Here is a 19727-nt window from a genome sequence, read left to right as displayed (position 1 = left end):
TGCTTCATATAAATGGCAACGAAATCTGATATAATAGCAAAAGTGGCAAAAAAAAACCTTTTGTTAGATAAGGTTATTATAGCAGCCATAGTTGATAGTTTTTTTCGAGTGTTTTCAAACACGTTAAAATATCATAATAGAGTTGAAATCAGGGGGTTTGGTTCTTTTTCAATTAGAAGCTATAACTTGAAAGAAGCAAGTAATTTGACGTCACAGAAGGTTGCAAAACATCAATACTTTAAAACTTATTTTCGTAGCAGTAAAAAGTTATCCCTCTTGATAAATGAATGAAAATCTATATTGTAAATTTGAAAGTTGTACAATATAGCATCATATGCAAGTAGTAGAAATAGTTATACATAATAACACATATAAAATATCTTGCGAAAGTAAAAAGAAGGACCATTTATTACAACTTGCTAATAGCTTCAACAAGCTAGTTAGCTCCATATCTCAAAGAACTGGAGGTAAGGGCTCAGATGCATTAAATTTCTTACTTGCAGCATTGACTCTCGAAGACAAAATTTTAGAATTAACAAAGCGATTAGACGAAATAAATCAAGAATGCAAAAAGTATAAGGAGGAAAAAAGAGTAGAATATGCTGAAGTATTAGATAGGGTAAACAAGATTATTGGGTGCATAAGTGATTAAAGGAAGCAATCAAATCGACTACCTCACTACTCAAATCAGGGGGGAGAAGTCTCTTACGAGTTATGTAACAATATAATTCGCAATCATCAAGATCAACTATTTTTTCGTATTCGATTAGTTCACTTAAGGAAAATTTATCAAGATATTTCAATGCAAAATGCCCTAAAAGTATATCAGTTTCTTTACAACCCCTATGCCAACTCCTATACATCAGTTTTCTTCTTAATAAGGAGATATCTATCATTGTCATTAAACTTTTTTTTAATTTAAAGACTAAACTAAATACTTGTCAAGCAAGGCGCATTTTAATATACTCAACGTTTGATTAAGATTTAAAACATAGGTGGAATTAATTTCTCATCAACTTAGCGCTGGAATATATTATTTTTTATCGTTTTCTTTAATAATTTCTATCATAGTATTCGTGCATGAATGTGGGCATTATATTGTCGCTAAAGCATGCAAGGTTAAAGTTGAATCTTTTTCTATAGGCTTTGGTCCTGAAATTTTTGGTTTTAACGACAAGTCTGGAACTAGATGGAAATTAAGTGCCTTTCCATTGGGTGGTTACGTTAAAATGTTAGGGGATACTAATGCAGCAAGCGTTCCTGTTGATCAACAAAAATTAACTGAAGAAGAAAAATTATACTCATTCCATACAAAACCTCGATATCAAAAAGCAGCAATAGTTTTTGCAGGGCCTTTTGCAAACATGATATTTACCGTTATAGCCTTCACAATATTTTTCAGCGTGGCAGGTTATTATCGTACTCCACCAGTAATTGGTAATGTAATTGAAGAAAGTGCAGCAAAGCAAGCTGGCCTATTACCAGGTGACACTATTACACAGATCAATGAGTACAAAATAAAATACTTTGAAGATATTTCACGCGTGATAATGTCCAACCCTGAAACAAGAATAGAAATTAAGTATAGCAGAAATAACGAAGAGTACAGAACTATTCTAACTCCGTTTACAGTTGAGGATAGAGATGTCTTTGGTAACATAATAGAAAGAAAAACTATAGGAATTACCTCAATTAATATGATAGGGTTAAAACAGTCATCTTTTCTTGGAGCTGCTAGCCTATCAGTGAATGAAACCTACCACACTATGTGTTTAACAATCAAAGCACTCTTTCAAATTGTTGTTGGTAAAAGGAGTATAAATGAAATAGGTGGGCCAATAAAAATTGCAAAATATTCAGGGCAATCAGCTAAAAAGGGACTTATTATGGTTCTATATTTTATGGCAATTATTTCAGCGAATTTAGCTGCAATTAACTTGCTGCCAATACCACTACTAGATGGTGGGCATTTATTTCATTATATTATAGAAGCAGTTATACGTAGAGATTTGAGTTTGAAATATCAAAAATATGCAGCCACTTTTGGTGCTACCATACTGTTTTTGTTGATGGCAGTTGCAATCACAAATGATATTAGGCATCTTTTTTAAGATACATATGAAAAAGTTATTTCACATACTAATAATAATATTTATTTCTTTTCCCACTCTACTTGTTGCTCTAGAAAATAAGGAAAAAGTACAGATAAAAAATATTAAGTATATTGGCAATGAGCGAGTAAGTGATCAAACAATAAGGTTTTATACAAAATTAGAACCAGGTAATCATATAAATGATGATGATGTAGATTCAGTTATAAAAGATTTATATAAAACAAAGTTATTTGCTAGTATTAACGCCTATATCGATGATGAAAAAAACTTAGTAGTAAAAATTCATGAGAATCCATTGATTAACAAAGTAATATTGAAAGGCAATAAGTTATTTAACAGTAAAGAGTTGCTAAATAACGTTATCCAGTCAAAATCACTAACTATTTTCACTGAAACAAAATTACAAAACGATTTAATAAATCTAGCTACTCTTTATAGGAACAGTGGTAAAATTGGTGTTAAAATTGCATATGAGCTAGATAAGCTTGGTAGCAATAGGATAAACCTAATTTTTAAGATAAAAGAAGGAAGAACTTCTAAAATTAAGGGTTTACGATTTATAGGTAATAAAAACTTTTCAGCAAATGAGTTAGAGCAAGTTATCAAAAGGCATAGCAATGATATATTTAGTAAGTTATTTAGAGCCATTTTTAAAAGCGGAACTCATTATTCACCTCAATATCTACTGATTAACACAGAACTGCTTGATCGCTTCTATTCATCTAAGGGATATATTCAAAATAATATCCAACCAATTGTTGAGGTTGATAATAATAACCAAATAGAGTTAACTTTTTTGATTGATGAAAAGCAGCAATACTTATTTGGAAATAATGAAGTTGATATTGAAACTGAGATTAAGGATTTAAGTTTAAGGGAAGAAATATTAGAATTTATCAAAGAGGAAAATAATCAAATATTTAATAGAGTTAAAATTAACAATACAGCAGAAAAAATAAGTAAACATTTAAACGAAAAAGGATATATATTTGCAAAAGTTAATCCAGAATATACACAACATAACAATATTGTGGATGTAACTTACAAAGTGCTACCAGGTAAAAAGATTTATATAAACCAAATTACTATTGATGGCAATGACCGCACTTTAGATAAAGTAATTAGAAGAAAACTTAGCATGGCAGAAGGCGACGCATATAACACATCTGAGATTCAAAAATCACGTAGAAAACTTATATATAGCGATTTTTTTGAAACAGTAAAAATAAATAGTTATATAGTGGATGACAATGCAGTGAATCTTGATTTAAATGTTAAAGAAAAAAGAACTGCCTCGTTATCTTTAACAGGTGGTATGTCTCTTCCTGGTGGAGTATTTGTTAAAACCGATTTCACAGATCGTAATTTATTTGGTAGTGGTAAAGAAGTATCTTTTGCTCTTGAAAAAAGTCAATATGTTCTTTCTACTAGTATAGACGCTGTTGAAAATAATTTTAACGACTCTGATACTTCACTAGGCATGGGTGTTTTTTATGAAAAACAAGACAAACCAAACACTACTTTCGATACCTGCAACTGGGGAGGAATAGCAAAAGTATCATATAAAATCTCAGAAAATCTAACCAATTCCTTTCAATATTCTTATAAGTATAATCACATACACATGGACAATAAGGGTGGAAAAGATGAGGATATCTCTGAGATAATAAGAGATCAAGAAGGTGAGTATCAGGTTTCATCAGTGGGATACACGTTAGCGTACAATAAACTGGATAACCTCTATACTCCTAAAGAGGGATATTTATTGCGTTTAAGTCAGGATATTTCAGGATTATGGGGAAATGTAAATTTCCTAAAATCTGAATTCTTATCTTTTTATACACATCCTATATTAAGCAAAATTGATGATGATATAACACTGCGCTTTAAAGTAGCAGCAGGTCATATTTTTTCTTATACCGATGAAGATCTAAACATTGGCCAGCACTTCTTTAAAGGTGGCAATGAGATTAGAGGATTTGACCTTTCCGGCATTGGACCAAGAGCAGAAGACAAAAATCAAAGCTCATTGGGAGGCAAAACTTATTTTAATTTAACACAGCAAGTAGATTTTCCACTATCTAAATTATACGACTATGCTGGTATCAAAGGCTCACTATTTGTTGACTATGCAACACTTTTTGGTTTAGATGAAAAGAAGGGATATAGTGGGAAATATTACGATAGTAAGCTTATAAGAGTATCACCAGGTTTTGGCTTTTCAATGCCTTCTCCTTTTGGTAGAATTAGATTAGATTTTGGGTTTCCTTTAGTAAAGGAAGCTTATGACATAATACCATCGACAAACGTTAAAATTTCTATTGAAGCGGGGATTTAAATGAAATATATACAGTTATTTACATCAGTTATTGCCTTAATTATTTCCTTATTTGTGGGGTATAAGTTTGTAGGGTATCAACCTCAGAGCACGCTTAATACAAAGGCTGCCATTATTGATAGTGATAAGGTTATCAATGAATCTCTGGCTCTGCAAAATATACAACAACAAATAAAGGAGCAGAATTCTAGATTACAGAAGGAATTTGAAAATGAGTTAGAAAAATTTAAGCCATCGAAAGAAGAATTTGACCTTTTGTCAGAAGAAGCAAAAAAAGAAAAGACAGAACAATTTAGTAAGCATACTGTAAGTGTTAGGGATAATTACGCTAAGAAAATGTCACATTTAGAAGAAAATTATAGAGAAGCAGTAGAAAGTGTCTTTAACAAGATAAAAGAAGTTGCTAAAAGAACAGCAGAAAAAAACAACATAGATTTGGTACTATTTATTTCAAAAAAGAATCAAGTTTTATACTCTATGGATGAAGTAGATTTATCGGATGTAGTATTAAAAAATGTAAACAAGGAAATACCCGAATTTGCTTTGCAAAACATTGAATAGACTTATGCAATGTAATATCAATGATATTATAAAAATACTACCACATTCTTATCCTTTTCTCTTAGTAGATAGGGTCATAGAATGCGATCCTGGTATGAGTATAAAAGCAATTAAAAACGTGACTTTCAACGAGCAATTTTTTATTGGTCATTTTCCTGGCCATCCGATAATGCCAGGAGTTTTGATAATTGAGTCTTTAGCTCAAGCATCTGCTATATGTGTTCTCGGTAAAAAAACAGTAGAAAATAAAGTTGTATACTTTATGTCCATTGAAAACGCAAAATTCAGAAAGCCAGTCACTCCAGGAGATACCTTAATTCTTCAATCTAACTTTGAAGGTTTGCGTTTAGGTGTATACAAATTTAAGTGTGTTGCATCTGTTGGAAAAGAAGAGGTTGCAGGAGCAACAATCTTAGCAAAACTGCAAGATAAATAAAATCTTCATCTATAAGAAACAGTATGTACACTGTATAGTATAAAGATGCAACTGAATTTCAAAGTCTCATTTTCAAACTTATACACTCGTAATGAATTAATAAAGTTAGATAAGGCGTTTTTGGATTACATAAAATCGTGCGATGAAAGCTTGTTTTATTCATTAGTTGAAGCAAGAGAAAAAGCAGCTTCTTCTTCGATGTCATCCCAGTGTTCATCCCAGTGCTTGACACTGGAATCCAGAAAACAAGAAGGATGGATTCCAGCTTGGATGAAAGATGGTTGTAATAGCCAGTTAATAATGGATCTCTCACATTTACTTGATGAATTTATTGCAAAATTTTTCAATATTGAAAAAGAAGTAGAAGAGTTAAAGGAAAAACACAATGACTTTGCTGTAATATACAGATGCAAAAGATTATTTGTTCAGCGTTATGCATTGAAGAAATACACTGATGTAGCAAATATTGATTATGTCACTAACAAATTAAATAGTTTCATTACTTTACCGACAACAGAAAAAAACTTTTCTGAGCAGGTAATGAGTTGGCTTGAAAATAAAGAGGATCACAAAGAAGAAATAGAACTTGCGGCTCAATATGCAGTTTGGAGAGTAAAAAATAAACAGAGTATACTATTTAGCATACATAAGAAAATTGATTACGAAAATCTCGTATCATTCTTGAAAAAAGAAGTAGACGAGGTTGAGGTTCTGTATTCAAATGAGGTGAAAAGAAGATATGGTTTTGATCTAACAAGCAAAAAGGTGAGTTTGAATAAAGCACTAGATAATGCTCACTACTGCATATTTTGTCATAAGCAAAGTAAGGACAGCTGCTCAAAGGGGCTAATCAATGATGACAACACTTTCAAAAAGTCTCCACTTAGAGTTGAGCTGCACGGCTGCCCACTAGAGCAGAAAATATCAGAAATGAATTTGGTAAAAAGCGAAGGATATAGCATAGCAAGTCTTGCAATTGTGATGATAGATAACCCATTATGTGCAGCTACTGGGAATAGAATATGCAATGATTGCATAAACTCATGCATATATCAGAAACAAGAGCCTGTAAATGTGCCAGTGGTTGAAACAAGGATTTTGGACGACGTACTCAATTTGCCGTACGGATTTGAAATATATTCTCTGCTTAGCCGTTGGAATCCTTTAAATTTTCAGCGTCCATTGCCAAAAGAAAATACTGGAAAAAACGTTCTAGTTGTAGGACTTGGTCCTGCGGGTTTTAATTTAGCTCATCATTTATTAAACGATGGGCATAACGTTATCGCCATTGATGGACTAAAGATTGAACCTTTGATCGATAATTTTCAGCTAATTAAAGATTTCAAACACGAAAAATTGAGTGAACGCATGGCAGATGGGTTTGGTGGGGTGGCAGAATATGGCATTACTTCCCGATGGGATAAAAATTACTTAAAGATTATTAGATTACTACTGGAAAGGCGTGAGAATTTCGCACTTTATGGAGGCATTCGTTTTGATGGCACGATTAATGTTGATGATGCCTTCAACTTGGGTTTTGATCACATCGCACTAGCACTTGGCTCTGGCAAGCCACGAATGATCAAAATAAAGAATATGCTGGCTCGCGGAGTGCGCATGGCATCTGATTTTCTGATGTCATTACAACTTACCGGTGCTCTTAAGTTCGACTCCATAGCAAATCTGCAAGTTCGCATGCCGATAGTTGTCATAGGTGCAGGACTCACTGCAATTGATACTGCCACTGAAGCTTTAGCATATTATCCAATTCAAGTAGAAAAATTTCTTCTTCGTTATGAGATATTAGTTGATAAGTATGGAAAGAAATATGTTGAAAAAGATTGGACGGAAGAAGAATATGAAATTGCAAATGAGCTTATATCGCACGCAAAATTGATCCAAGCAGAGCAAGAGTTAGCAAAAAAAGAGAATAGAGAAGCAAAAATATTGGAACTAACTAAGAGCTTCGGGGGAGTGAAAATTATATACAGAAAAGAGCTAAAAGATTCACCGAGCTATCGATTAAATAGCGAAGAGGTGCAAAATGCATTGTCAGAAGGAATCTACTTCATTGAAAACTTAGAGCCTATTGAAATTGTTACAGACAAATATAATCATGCTGAGTTGATAAAACTGATTGATACAAAATCCCACGAAATTAAATGTATCAAAGCACGCTCTATTCTCATAGCAGCAGGCACTGAACCAAACACGGCTATTGCAACAGAAGATAAAAAGCATTTTCAACTAAGTAATGGATATTTTATTCATTTAAACTCATTAGGAAAAGAAATAGATCCAGTATTTTCTCCTAAGATGCAGGATAAAGACAGGATATTGGTATATAAGCAAGACAATAAAACAATTAGCTTTTTTGGTGATCTTCACCCTTCGTATAGCGGCAGCGTCGTGAAAGCTATGGCAAGTGCTAAGAACGGCTACCCTATCATTTCTCAGCTTTTGAATAGAGTTAGCTTCATTTCTCCCACTCCAGCTAGAATCTCGGAGTCATATGCACACTTGTATGAATGTTGTAATGTAAGAGTAACTTTCACCAAAAAAGATGTCATTCCAGTGCCCAGACACTGGGATCCAGAAAACTTAATTTTGAATGAGTACATCAGATGGTTGTATAGTCAGAACTGGATTCCAGTGTCAGCTACTTGCATAACACCACCTACTATGCGAATTACCTACAAATTGCAGCATTTGTACACTAAAGCGTCACGCGCTGGAATAATATCAGAACACCTGGCTAACGAAAAATTTTTTAATAGAATCAAAGAGCAATTCACCGCAAAGATTATAAAAATTCAATATTTAACTGACAAAGTTGTGGAAATAGTGATCAAAGCACCACTTGCGGCAAAAAATTTTAAACCCGGACAATTCTTTAGGTTGCAAAATTTTGCAATCAATAGCAGAAAAGTCAATAATACAACCCTTGCTATGGAAGGTATAGCTGTAACCGGCACTGAAGTAGACAAAAAAAAAGGAATTATTTCCACTATTGTGCTTGAAACTGGCGGTTCCACTAATTTATGTAAATGTTTTAAAGAAGGTGAACAAGTAATTCTTATGGGTCCAACTGGCAGCCCTACTGAGGTTTACTAAGTCTGGATATTAAAGTGATGCCAAATTTTATTTCAAAAAGTAAATAATTTACTAACGCTCGTGCACAAATTAAAAATAAATTATGCACGAGTGTAGCACTGTGAATTAGGAGTGCTATATTAAAGCTTACCTCACTATTAAAGCTATCGGTCAGATTAGATTAAAAACCTAATCTGACCGGTTTCTCTATAACCTTCTAAACCCTGATATAATTATATGGTAATTAGCTTAACTAGTGGTTAATATGCAAATTGATTTTATTTGTATGTTGAGGTAGCATAAACCATACTGTTTTACATCATTGTGCAACTTTATAAATTTTTATTGCTATTTCTGTTGACTACATTAATAGTGATAGTCCTAATATTACCTGAAAATTTAGGTACTACACTGAATTGCTCTCATCCAGTTCTAAATTTTGATTTATCTTTTCGTATCGTACTAATATCTTTTTTATCAGTTGCATTTTTAGCTGTTCTACCAACACAAAATTTGACTTTTTCAGAGATGCTATCTTTTGCTGCTTACACTACCTGTTCACTCTGTGCAATTTTATCCAAGCAGATGATATTGGTTATAATATTCTGTGAATTAATGACCGTCAGTGCATTTTTTACTATCGCAGCTGGCTGTAGAGATAGTGGACCTGCAATAAGGTACGCTTGTGTACACTTTTTCGTTGGAGTTATATTAATAGCAGGATTGGCACTTCAAAGCACTAACCTGATAATTTGGGGTTTGTTGATAAACTGCGCTTGTTTTCCTTTTTCATTTTGGGTTGTTGATGCATATCCTGCTGCATCGCTACATGGCACCACATATCTCTCTTTATTTACCACTAAAGTCTCTTTTTTAGTGATGCTTTTACACACTTATAACCTATGGCAAGATTGTACTGAAATATTAGCGCTTGTAGGCGCCATCACTGCAATTTACAGTATTATATTTGCTTCTCTTGAGCAAAATATTCGCAGATTTTTATGCTATAACGTTGTAGGACAAATGGGCTTGCTGATTATTGCAGGAAGTTTGCTCAGTCCTTCGGAAAAAGCAATACCAATTTTGATACTGCATATAATCTTCTCTCTTGTTTATCAATCATTATTGTTTGTGGTCAGTAATTCGATTATTTCACGAACAAGAACAATTAGTTTTAATGGAGTAGGTAAACTGATGTCAGTGGAAGGCATGTGTGCTATAATTGCAATACTTACAATGGCTGCATTTCCTGGAACCGCTGGATTTATTAGTAAATCATACATTACAGCCGAGATTGAAGCAAGTAGTGCTAATTTAGAAGTGTATAAAAACTTATACAAGACTCTAAATTTACTGCTTTATTTAAGCGTGGGGCTCAAGTTTCTTTACTACATATTTATTGCAAAAAGTAAGTCGAAACCTTTAGCAGATAAGGGAGGCAAAATGACTATGATTATTTTAGCATTTATATGCGTAATCGCTGGCAACCCTTACTTACCTATTTACAATAAACCTTCAATTTTTGATCTGGTGTACAATACACAAAACATTTGGTCTCAGTTTTATTTATTACTATGTACCACTTTATTGTTTATTCCTTTACGCAAGTTATTTTTGCCAAGAATAAATTTTAAAATGGATGTTGATTGGATTTTTAGAGCTTTCATACCTTATACTGTCTTGCTGTTCAATCAACTGGTCTTTAAAGTGAGAGAAATGTCTGCCACCGTACTGCAAAACTTGACTAATTCACTTGCTAGTTTATACTTTAATAATATTACTAAACTTAAAGAAGTGCTGAGTTATAACTCAGTGAGTTTTGTTTCAGCTTCTTCTCTCTTTTTAATGAGTATTCTACTAGCGCTATTATGTTTAAATCGTTAACCGAAAGTTTAAATTCTGTATTTAGTAAACTGAGAGGAAAGTCAATCATTTCTGAAGATGATTTTAACCTTGCCATGCGTGAAATACGTATAGCTTTAATTGAAGCTGACGTTTCACTTGAAGTTGCGAAAAAATTCATCAATGACATTAAAGATAAAGTGATTGGGGAAAAAGTCATAAAAAGCGTTTCTCCATCGCAAATGATAATCAAAATTGTGCAGGATAATTTAGTTGCAGTTCTCGGATCAGAGAAAAGCGACTTAAACCTAGCAGCTAAACCCCCTGCTGTGATTATGATGGTGGGCCTACAAGGTGCGGGTAAAACAACCACCTCAGGGAAGCTTGCTTTAAAGTTAAAAAAACAAAAGAAAAAAGTGATGCTCGCTTCTTTAGACATTTATAGACCGGCTGCCCAAAAACAACTTGAAGTGCTAGGTAAACAAATAGATGTGCAAACTTTACCTGTAGTAATAGACGAGAAGCCCGTTACAATTACAAAAAGGGCACTGGCAGCAGCAAAGAACGAAAATTATGATGTATTAATACTAGACACCGCAGGCAGGCTTCATATTGATAATAATATGATGAATGAGTTGAAAGCCGTAAAGGAAATAGCTTCACCTGCAGAAGTTATTTTAGTAGCCGACGCAATGATAGGCCAGGATTCGGTCAATATTGCCAAATCATTCAATGAGATAATAGGTGTAACCGGCATTATTCTCACCCGTGTTGATGGTGATGCACGTGGTGGTGCTGCTCTTTCTATGAAAATGATCACCGATTGTCCAATTAAATTTATTGCTTGTGGTGAAAAATTAAGTGATCTCGATGATTTTTATCCCGATAGAATTGCAAAAAGGATACTTAGCATGGGTGATGTTGTATCATTGGTTGAAAAAGCTGCTGAGATTGTTGGTCAGGAAGAAATTGATAAGTTACAAAAGAAAGTAAAAAAGGGTAAATTCGACCTAAACGACCTAGTGGGAATGTTAAAGACTCTGAGTAAAATGGATGGCATTAGCAACATAATGAAATTCATTCCTAGTTCATTCACAAAAAAGCTAAGTAGCAGTGTGCCCGATGACAATAAAGTGAAAAAATATATAGCCATCATAAACTCAATGACCGAAAAAGAAAGGCAAAATCCAGATATTTTAAATGGCAAAAGAAGACTTAGAATTTCTAAGGGGTCCGGAACAAGTGTAACTGACGTTAATCTTCTAATTAAGCAGTATAATCAAATGAGCTCTATGGTGAATAAGTTCAGTAAAATTGACCATAGTAAACTCAAAGAATCTGATTTGATGGATATGCTAAGCAGAAAGTAAGTCAGCAGGTAGTGGAATGAAATAAAATCATCAGTTGTAATTGCTGTTGAATAGTAAAGTATATTATTTTAGCGTGAAGTAATAAATTCAATAAATTTCTTCAGTTGGAATTGGCATGATAATCAAAATTGATACAAGTTACTTTATCTATATTTAATGCGCTGTTTTATAGCTAACACACTATACCACCGTAGCACTACACTAGTAACAGACCGAAGGTTATCGATATCTCAAGTTAGGCTAGTTACAGCATCCATAATATCGTTTGTAAACCTGTAGCTATATACAATAAATGAACTTTTTTATATATTCGTTGTTAGTATTTTGTATTTCCTGAACAGTTCCGTGAGAAATGATCTCCCCTTCATATAATACTGCTATTTTGTCAGCTATTTTAAATGCACTATGAATATCATGTGTAATCGTGATAATTGTAGGACGAAGATCTTGAGATAATTTTATTATTATCTCGTTTACTACATCTGACATGATTGGGTCTAATCCTGAAGTTGGCTCATCCAATACAATAATTTCTGGGTTGTGTGCAATTGCTCTTGCAAGTGCCACTCTTTTCTTCATTCCACCTGATAGTTCTACTGGAAACATTTCTGCTATGTTTTCTTCCAGCCCAACATCATTTAACTTCTCAATTGCTAGGCGTTTTGCCTCCTTTATGCTGATATTAAAGCGTTTTTTATAATTAAAAGATATATTTTCCCACACTGTAACGTAGTCAAACAAAGCGGAATTTTGAAATAAGACTCCAAATTTATTTTTGCTTTTACTATTTATTTTAATAGACCCTGAGTCTGGTGTCAGTAATCCAATAATTATTTTTGTTAATACAGATTTACCACTTCCTGAGCCGCCAAGTATGACTAATGATTCTCCTTTCGATATATTGAAAGTTATGTTGTTTAATATCGTTCTATCATCAAAGGATAAGCTTATATTCAATATTGATATTATGGGGCTATGCATGTATTAAAGTAATTAAGTAATTTGCTAAAATTATCAATATAGAGGATATAACAACAGTTGATGTTGTTGCAATACCTACTCCTCGTGCACCTTCCCTACAATGGTAACCGTAATAACAACTTGAAACAGAAATTATGGCTCCAAAAGCAGTCGCTTTCATTAGCCCAACAATAAAATCGTACATATTAAAGAATTGAGCTGTATATTTTATGTATATATTTAAATTGTGGTTAAATTCAAAGACTGCGGTGACATACCCTCCAAATATTCCTATTAGATCTGCACATACTGTAAGTATTGGAAATACTATAACTGACGCTAGAATTCTTGGTACAATTAAATATTTGAAAGGATTGATGTCCAAAGTTGTAAGTGCATCTATTTGTTCAGTGATGCGCATCGTGCCAATTTCTGCTGCAATTGAGGACCCAACCTTTCCTACCATTATTAAGCTGATCAAAACTGGCCCTAACTCTTTAATGATAGTGATCGTAACAAGTTTAGGTACTACTTGTTCTTGATTAATCAATATACCACTTAAGCTACTCTGTAAAACTATCACTGCTCCTATAAAAACTCCAGTGAGCCCAACAATTGGCAAAGAGAAAAAGCCTATCTCTATAATTTGTCTTGCCACATTGCTAAAATAATATGGAGGAATAAAGCAGTGGTATAGAGATTGAATAAAAAATACAAATGCGTTACCAATCCTCAACAGAAAGTTCATAAAGCATCTACCGATTATTCTAACGCTGTCTATATTAAAGGAACTCACTTTACATTTATCTTAGCTAAAATTAGTTTTACTGATTTTATTAAAATTTTTATTAACTTCGCCAGAGTATAGTCAAGATATGTCTTAAGTTCAATATACTTTGATCAAAATGCTTGAGTTTAAGTTTATAAGACTGAATTGTATAAGAAAACCTTATTTATTTTGCTATTTACTCCTTGTAAAAAACATGCTACTAATAAATTGTGTTATATAATTGAATTGGAGTAAGTTTTGGCAGTTCCGAAGAGAAAAAAGTCAAAGTCAAGGCGTAATATGCATCGTTCTCATCATGCTATTAAGCCTAAGAATATTGTAGTATGTGCAACAACTGGAGAATTCATGTTGCCTCACAACATAGCAGTTGACAATAGTTACAAAGGAAAACGTGTTTTCATTAAACAAAAGGCGGAGTAACTCATGATATGTTACCCACGGTCAACAACAACATAGTTATCGCACTTGATGCTATGGGAGGGGATTTTGCACCTCTTTCCGTAATTCAAGGTGCTAGTTTTTTCTTGGATAATCTTGTTGACCCAGGTGTTGAAGTTTTTTTTCATATTTATGGAGATCAGAAAGAAATATCTCCTTTGCTTTCAAAATACAAAAAAGTAAGCGATAACTCCGAATTTACCCATTGCTCTGATAATGTTCTTCCAAATGATAAACCCTCTTTTGCACTTAGACATCGCAAAGATTCAAGTATGAAGGCAGCTGTTGAAGCAGTGAAAAAAGGTAAAGCTTTTGGGATGGTGTCTTCAGGCAACACTGGAGCATTGATGGCTATCTCCAGATTTATTTTAGGAACATTACCCAATATCTATCGTCCTGCTATTGCATCTGTCTGTCCAACTAAGACAAAAAGCTTTGCATTGCTTGATCTTGGTGCAAATGTTGACTGTAATACTGACTCATTATTTCAATTTGCATTAATGGGGAGTATATTTGCAAAAATAGCATTAAAAGTTGAAAATCCTGAAGTCGCTTTGCTAAACATTGGTACAGAGGAAGTGAAAGGTACTGACTCAGTAAGAGGAGCTTTTGAGTTACTCAAAAATGCTCCAAGTATTAACTTCAAAGGATATATAGAGGCAAGTGAATTTTTAGATGGTAATATAGACGTAATTGTTGCTGATGGTTTTGTTGGTAATGTAATGCTCAAGACAGCTGAGGCAACTGCTGGTACTTTTATCAGTCTAATAAAACAGGAAGTATTTAATTCATGGATGACAAAAATGCTTGTCGGCATATTGTTAAAACCCAAGCTAAATAAAGCATTAGAGCGTTTTAATCCTAAAATTAGAAGTGGAGCTATGTTTTTAGGGCTAAATGGTATCATTATAAAGAGCCACGGAAATTCTGATGCTATTTCTTTTGCTCACGCTATAAAATTTGCAGTAAATGCAATCAGTGAAAATTTGAACCAGAAGATAATTAACGGGGTAAGTCATATTGAGTAAAAGTTTCATATTGAGCACTGGTTCTTACCTACCAAAAAAAATTTTGAGTAATAACGAAATTGCATTGATAGTTGAAACAAACGATGAATGGATACGGCAAAGAACAGGAATAGTTCAAAGACATATAGCAGATGAAGGAGAACTAACGTCAGATTTAGCTGTTAATGCAGCAAAAAATGCTATAGAAAAAGCGAAAATTTCAATAGATGAAATTGGTTTGATCATAGTTGCAACAACAACACCTGACAAAACTTTGCCTAGCTGTGCAACGATTGTACAAAGTAAGTTAAAATGTAAAAATGCATTTTCTTTTGATGTACAAGCAGCATGCTCTGGTTTTATATATGCAGTTACAGTTGCTGATTCGCTCATAAAATCTCACAATAGAATAAAATATGCGCTCGTTATTGGTGCTGAAATAATGTCTAGGATTGTTGACTGGGAAGATAGGTCAACTTGTGTACTCTTTGGTGATAGTGCTGGTGCAGTGATAATAAAATCAGAAATGGGTAGCAGCGGCATCATATCAACAAACTTACACTCTGATGGCAATGTGGACATACTATGTACGAACGGAGGGGTATCCTCTACTCGTGATTCTGGAAAGATACTTATGAATGGAAGAGAAGTGTTTAAACATGCAGTGGATAAGTTAACAGCCTCAGTAGAGGAAACTCTGAAATGCAATAATTTGAAAATCATTGATATTGACTGGTTAATTCCCCATCAAGCAAACATTCGTATTATTGAAGCAGTAGTAAAGAAATTAGATTTTCCTATAGAGAAAGTGATTAATACCGTTGATAAGCATGCAAACACCTCAGCAGCATCAATTCCACTGGCCTTAGACTATGCAATACAAGAATCAAAAATAAAATCAGGAAATCTGGTACTGCTGATTTCAATAGGTGCAGGCCTGACCTGGGGTTCTGTGTTACTGCGCTATTAGACTTCCTATTACCCACGCTTCTTTTTTCTCAGTTTTATCGTTACATGCTGTACTGACAAAGTTTTGAGATATTATCACAAACATTATATTCACAAGAAATACTTGACTTCACGTGTACTAAGAAGCATTTTATATATGATGTGTGCCCGTAGCTCAGTTGGATAGAGCAACAGCCTTCTAAGCTGTGGGTCGTAGGTTCGAATCCTACCGGGCACATTCTTCTATCAATGCTTTCTATAAATTTTCAAGTATTCTGGTACCACATTTTCAATTGCTAGTGGTCTAATTTTCATTGTTCCGAGATCATCTGACTTTTCGATTGAACTACTCATCATAACTTTCACCTGATCTCGAGTAAGTATAGGGCTTGCATCTCCGGTTATAGGTTTTAACAGTACAGAAACAACTTTACTTTCTAAGAAAAAGGCTATCAATCTTGCCATTGGAAAAGGTACATTGATCAGTAGACACTTTCTGTTAGTCACATTCAGAATAAACTTTAATAAGCTTTTAAAAGAGTAAACTTTTGGTCCACCTATATTATAAATTTTTTTATCTTGCTTATTAAAGCTGATAATACGGTATACCACTTCAGCTAAGTTTGTTACACATATCGGCTGAAACTTCGTTATTCCACTACCGATTAACGGCAAAAAAGGAAGAATTGTTGCTAATCTTGCAAATTTATTGAAGAAACTATCTTCTTTACCGAATACAAGACTTGGCTTAATTATTATTGCTCCCTGAAATGCTGAAGTTACAGCTTTTTCACCTTCTAATTTACTGTGGGCGTATCTTGACAGCTTACTATTTTCTATTCCCATGGCAGAAAAATGTATCATCATGTATACACTTTTTATTTGCGCAGCTTTTGCTACTCTTTCAGCTACTCTAACATGAACGTCATAGAAATCGTATTTTCTTTTTTCATATAATATTCCTACTAAATTTATAACAACATCACACCCCTCCATACTTTCTAAAATTGATCTTTCATTAAAAAAATCTCCTTCAATTATTGATATTTGTCCTAAATTTCCACATAACTTCAGACAAGCAGCTTTTTCCTGATCACGAGTAAATATTCTTATTAAATACCCCGCCGCTGCCAAGCGTCTTACGATGTGTTTTCCTATAAATCCCGTTCCACCAAAAATAATTATACGTTTTATCACAGTTAAAACTTCCAATAACTTAACTTTAAATTAATACAATAGTTTTATTTAATATTCTATTGTGAATTCCTGCACTATAAGGTCCATTCTCATTCCATGAGAACCTTTAACTAAAATTACATCATTACCTTGAACAATATTAGCTAAATTACTTTTCAATTGGTTAGAATCATCGAAATGCATGCCTTTTATATTCTCCGGTAAAAGTTTATTCAATTCTAACATAAATTTACCAACTGTATGAACTTTATTCACATTTTGTTCTACTATAGAGTCAAGCAATTCTGTATGAAATACTATGCTTTCATTACCAAGTCCTAACATATCGCCAAGTAGTGCCACTTTTCTTAAATTAGAATATGTACCTAAAGTTCTTATTGCAGCCTTCATTGAAGTAGGGTTAGCATTATAGGAGTCGTTAATCAAATGTACTAATTTTCCATTGTATTTAGCTTGATGAACATTACCTCTACCTTCTGTTACAGTAAAATTCTCAAGTGCTAGTGGTAATTTAGATAAATCAAGTTCGAGACTTTGCAAAACTGCTGTAACAACTAATGCAGAGTATGCAAAATGTTCGCCTTTTACAGGTAAATTACAGTTCATAATTTGACCACTGTTCAGTTTGATTTTTAAATTTAGACCGTTATCGTCTCTTATTAGTTCTAACAAACAAACAGTAGCACTTTCATTCTTACCAAAGCTTACTACATTTCTGTTAGCATTTGATAAGAGATAATCATAATGTTCATTATCCTTATTCAAAACCAAAGTACCATTATTTTTCATACCATGTAGAATTTCTAATTTCGCTTGCGCAATATCAAGTAGAGATGAAAAGTTTTCAACATGCGCAGGTTCAATGTTGGTAATAACTGCAATATCCGGATTGCTAATCTTCGATAACTCTTTTATTTCACCAGCTCTACTCATTCCTATTTCAAGGATTAAATACTGGCAGTCTTCTGGCGCTTTTAGAATCGTAAAAGGCAATCCTATATTATTATTCAAGTTACCTTCATTTACATGAGATACTCCATAATGCAACAAAACAGTGTTAAGCATATCTTTTGTAGTGGTTTTCCCAACACTACCTGTAATTGTGATAACTTTAGCATTAACAAGAATATTTCTAATGTAATATGATGCCATATTATGCAAAGCTTTTAGAGTATCTTGCACAATAATTAGAGGAAAATTTCTATATTTATCTTCGCTTACTACCGCAGCAACAGCTCCTTTTAAAAATGCTTCATGTAGAAAATCATGCCCATCAAATTTCTTTCCCTTGAGAGCAATAAATAAATCACCTTTTTTTATGCTTCTTGTATCCGTTGAAATATTTGAGCTATACACCGAATTACAAACACCCTCCCCTCTTCCGCCAGTAGCATCTATAATATTATTTGCGTTCCATTTTAACATAATTTATCTTTAAAGGTAATTTGAACAAGAAAAGCAGCAAAAATACTACATACTTTGGTAATGTACAAATAATGATTGCTATTTCTATAATTTCATCTTATAATAGATATACAAGCTTAAATATTTTCGTCTATAATTGAGTGTGTTTTACTATCTGATTGTAGAAAGTGACTTGGAGGTATGTATGGCAAAAGATGAGTCAAATAAAAAGTCTATTTTGGCTAAGATAAAAGGCGTGTTTTTTCTTGTGCCTAAAGCACTTATTTATCCTATGAAGAAACCGTTTGCTTCAATTGATGAAATGAAGCATGATGCTAAAGTTTCATTAAAAAACGCTGTGAGTGATTTGCCTAAAGAAGAAGAGAAATATGACCCACCTATAAAAACCACAGAAGCTAGTAAGTACCTCGGCATACAAATAACAAAACAAGAAAAAGGTAAGGTAAGTTTTTTAGCGTCAAGAACTTTAACGGGGGATATACCTTACTTGAGTCCAGAGAAATTAGATGAAATAAGGGAAGATCTGCCCAATATAACTATTTTTAGAGAAGAAAACAAAATTGTAATTGAAGTTGATGTTGAAAAAATTATCCAAGAAATAAAAGATAAAAATCTAGGTATGGATGAAAAAGTAATGAAAAAGTACGCTCTTGAAGGAATTTATAATAAGATTGATTGTGATCTTAAAAATTTGGCAAAAATTACTGGTGGAGAGTTTAAAGTTCACACAGATCGGAAATTGCTGTATGGTATTGCAGAAAAGTTGTATAGTGGATATGATAGTAAAAAGCAGAAGTCACAGGAAGTTGTAAGGCCTATGGATAAAGAAAAGTCATCAGAGAAAATTTTAAATAATTGGCAAAAAGCTATTAAACAAGATTTTGAAAGTTGCGAAAGCATAAGAGGTAGGGGGAAATAAATTATGGAGAGTGTTATGAAAGAAGTTCAAATAGAGGAAAGGTATCATAGCCTAACTGTTCCTGGAGATATGTATCATTTACAACCAGAAGTTATTGCTGCAAGAAGGGCAAATAGAATAGAAACTTTTTCAAAAAGACACCAAATGGACTATGGGTCAATTTTGCGTGGACAAGATATACAGCTAAAAGACGACGTTTCAAGTCTTGAAGATGCTTCTAGCGAAGCAGCAATAAGCCCACCTTCTACACCAAATCATAAGCAAAATAGAAGAGGACCAGGAATTTAAT

The 19727-nt window shown here is 33.3% G+C and carries 19 protein-coding genes and 1 tRNA gene; 15 read left to right on the top strand and 5 right to left on the bottom strand.

What is annotated here, in order from left to right; all coding sequences use genetic code 11:
* Positions 1-12: 12 nt before the first annotated feature.
* Entirely contained in the window at positions 13-291 is a 279-nt protein-coding gene (locus tag ABWU35_RS02730; RefSeq protein WP_007302418.1) for an HU family DNA-binding protein, read from the top strand.
* Between the two features lie 43 nt (positions 292-334).
* A complete protein-coding gene (locus ABWU35_RS02725) occupies positions 335-652 on the top strand; it encodes a cell division protein ZapA (protein WP_007302417.1) in 318 nt (105 codons plus the stop codon).
* Here ABWU35_RS02725 and ABWU35_RS02720 read toward each other — a convergent pair.
* Positions 630-896, bottom strand: a complete 267-nt coding sequence (locus tag ABWU35_RS02720; protein WP_019236875.1) for a succinate dehydrogenase assembly factor 2 — start codon at positions 894-896, stop codon at positions 630-632. The genes ABWU35_RS02725 and ABWU35_RS02720 overlap by 23 nt on opposite strands.
* A 99-nt stretch (positions 897-995) precedes the next feature.
* Here ABWU35_RS02720 and rseP point away from each other — a divergent pair, with 99 nt between their 5' ends.
* The 7 genes from rseP (at position 996) to ffh (ending at position 11754) form a co-directional block, all read left to right on the top strand.
* Positions 996-2111, top strand: a complete 1116-nt coding sequence (gene rseP, locus ABWU35_RS02715; protein WP_007302416.1) for an RIP metalloprotease RseP — start codon at positions 996-998, stop codon at positions 2109-2111.
* Positions 2112-2118: 7 nt separating this feature from the next.
* Positions 2119-4452: an outer membrane protein assembly factor BamA gene (gene bamA / locus ABWU35_RS02710; RefSeq protein ID WP_264685516.1), complete on the top strand. Its 2334-nt coding sequence runs from the start codon at positions 2119-2121 to the stop codon at positions 4450-4452.
* Entirely contained in the window at positions 4453-5013 is a 561-nt protein-coding gene (locus ABWU35_RS02705; RefSeq protein ID WP_007302414.1) for an OmpH family outer membrane protein, read from the top strand.
* Between the two features lie 4 nt (positions 5014-5017).
* On the top strand, positions 5018-5449 hold the full coding sequence (fabZ, locus tag ABWU35_RS02700) for a 3-hydroxyacyl-ACP dehydratase FabZ (protein ID WP_006014455.1): 432 nt from the start codon (positions 5018-5020) through the stop codon (positions 5447-5449).
* Between the two features lie 45 nt (positions 5450-5494).
* Positions 5495-8563, top strand: coding sequence for a WPE palindromic element domain-containing protein (locus ABWU35_RS02695; protein ID WP_012481976.1), 3069 nt, complete (start codon positions 5495-5497; stop codon positions 8561-8563).
* A 303-nt stretch (positions 8564-8866) separates the two neighbouring features.
* Positions 8867-10426, top strand: a complete 1560-nt coding sequence (locus ABWU35_RS02690; RefSeq protein ID WP_007302412.1) for a proton-conducting transporter membrane subunit — start codon at positions 8867-8869, stop codon at positions 10424-10426.
* Positions 10411-11754 carry a signal recognition particle protein gene (gene ffh / locus ABWU35_RS02685; protein ID WP_007302411.1) on the top strand — a complete coding sequence of 448 codons (1344 nt, stop codon included), beginning with the start codon at positions 10411-10413 and terminating at the stop codon, positions 11752-11754. The genes ABWU35_RS02690 and ffh overlap by 16 nt, the downstream gene beginning before the upstream one ends.
* Positions 11755-12033: 279 nt before the next feature.
* Here ffh and ABWU35_RS02680 read toward each other — a convergent pair whose 3' ends face one another.
* Positions 12034-12735 (bottom strand): ABC transporter ATP-binding protein, encoded by a 702-nt coding sequence (locus ABWU35_RS02680; protein WP_012481975.1) that lies wholly within the window; start codon positions 12733-12735, stop codon positions 12034-12036.
* A complete protein-coding gene (locus ABWU35_RS02675) occupies positions 12728-13510 on the bottom strand; it encodes an MlaE family ABC transporter permease (RefSeq protein ID WP_012481974.1) in 783 nt (260 codons plus the stop codon). The genes ABWU35_RS02680 and ABWU35_RS02675 overlap by 8 nt, the downstream gene beginning before the upstream one ends.
* A gap of 231 nt (positions 13511-13741) precedes the next feature.
* On the opposite strand from ABWU35_RS02675, the gene rpmF reads away from it, so the two are divergent.
* From rpmF to ABWU35_RS02655, 4 genes are all read left to right on the top strand, one after another.
* A complete protein-coding gene (gene rpmF / locus ABWU35_RS02670; RefSeq protein ID WP_006014434.1) occupies positions 13742-13924 on the top strand; it encodes a 50S ribosomal protein L32 in 183 nt (60 codons plus the stop codon).
* 8 nt (positions 13925-13932) lie between these two features.
* Positions 13933-14970 (top strand): phosphate acyltransferase PlsX, encoded by a 1038-nt coding sequence (plsX, locus tag ABWU35_RS02665; protein WP_006014431.1) that lies wholly within the window; start codon positions 13933-13935, stop codon positions 14968-14970.
* Positions 14963-15919, top strand: a complete 957-nt coding sequence (locus ABWU35_RS02660) for a beta-ketoacyl-ACP synthase III (protein ID WP_012481973.1) — start codon at positions 14963-14965, stop codon at positions 15917-15919. The genes plsX and ABWU35_RS02660 overlap by 8 nt, the downstream gene beginning before the upstream one ends.
* A 142-nt stretch (positions 15920-16061) precedes the next feature.
* Positions 16062-16135 (top strand) — tRNA-Arg (locus ABWU35_RS02655).
* 8 nt (positions 16136-16143) lie between these two features.
* Here the strand turns inward: ABWU35_RS02655 and ABWU35_RS02650 are convergent.
* Together ABWU35_RS02650 and ABWU35_RS02645 are read right to left on the bottom strand one after the other, a co-directional pair.
* Positions 16144-17094 (bottom strand): complex I NDUFA9 subunit family protein, encoded by a 951-nt coding sequence (locus ABWU35_RS02650; RefSeq protein WP_012481928.1) that lies wholly within the window; start codon positions 17092-17094, stop codon positions 16144-16146.
* 48 nt (positions 17095-17142) lie between these two features.
* Complete coding sequence (locus ABWU35_RS02645) at positions 17143-18519, bottom strand: UDP-N-acetylmuramoyl-tripeptide--D-alanyl-D-alanine ligase (protein ID WP_019078639.1); 1377 nt, start codon at positions 18517-18519, stop codon at positions 17143-17145.
* A 184-nt stretch (positions 18520-18703) separates the two neighbouring features.
* Here ABWU35_RS02645 and ABWU35_RS02640 point away from each other — a divergent pair, with 184 nt between their 5' ends.
* Positions 18704-19438: a hypothetical protein gene (locus tag ABWU35_RS02640; protein WP_007302253.1), complete on the top strand. Its 735-nt coding sequence runs from the start codon at positions 18704-18706 to the stop codon at positions 19436-19438.
* A gap of 3 nt (positions 19439-19441) precedes the next feature.
* Positions 19442-19726: a hypothetical protein gene (locus ABWU35_RS02635; protein WP_019236871.1), complete on the top strand. Its 285-nt coding sequence runs from the start codon at positions 19442-19444 to the stop codon at positions 19724-19726.
* The last annotated feature ends 1 nt before the right edge of the window (position 19727 follow it).

Source organism: Wolbachia endosymbiont (group B) of Xylocampa areola (assembly GCF_964028205.1).
Lineage (GTDB): Bacteria > Pseudomonadota > Alphaproteobacteria > Rickettsiales > Anaplasmataceae > Wolbachia.
Note: the sequence above shows the minus strand (reverse complement) of the source record. Positions and strands in the feature narration are given on the sequence as shown.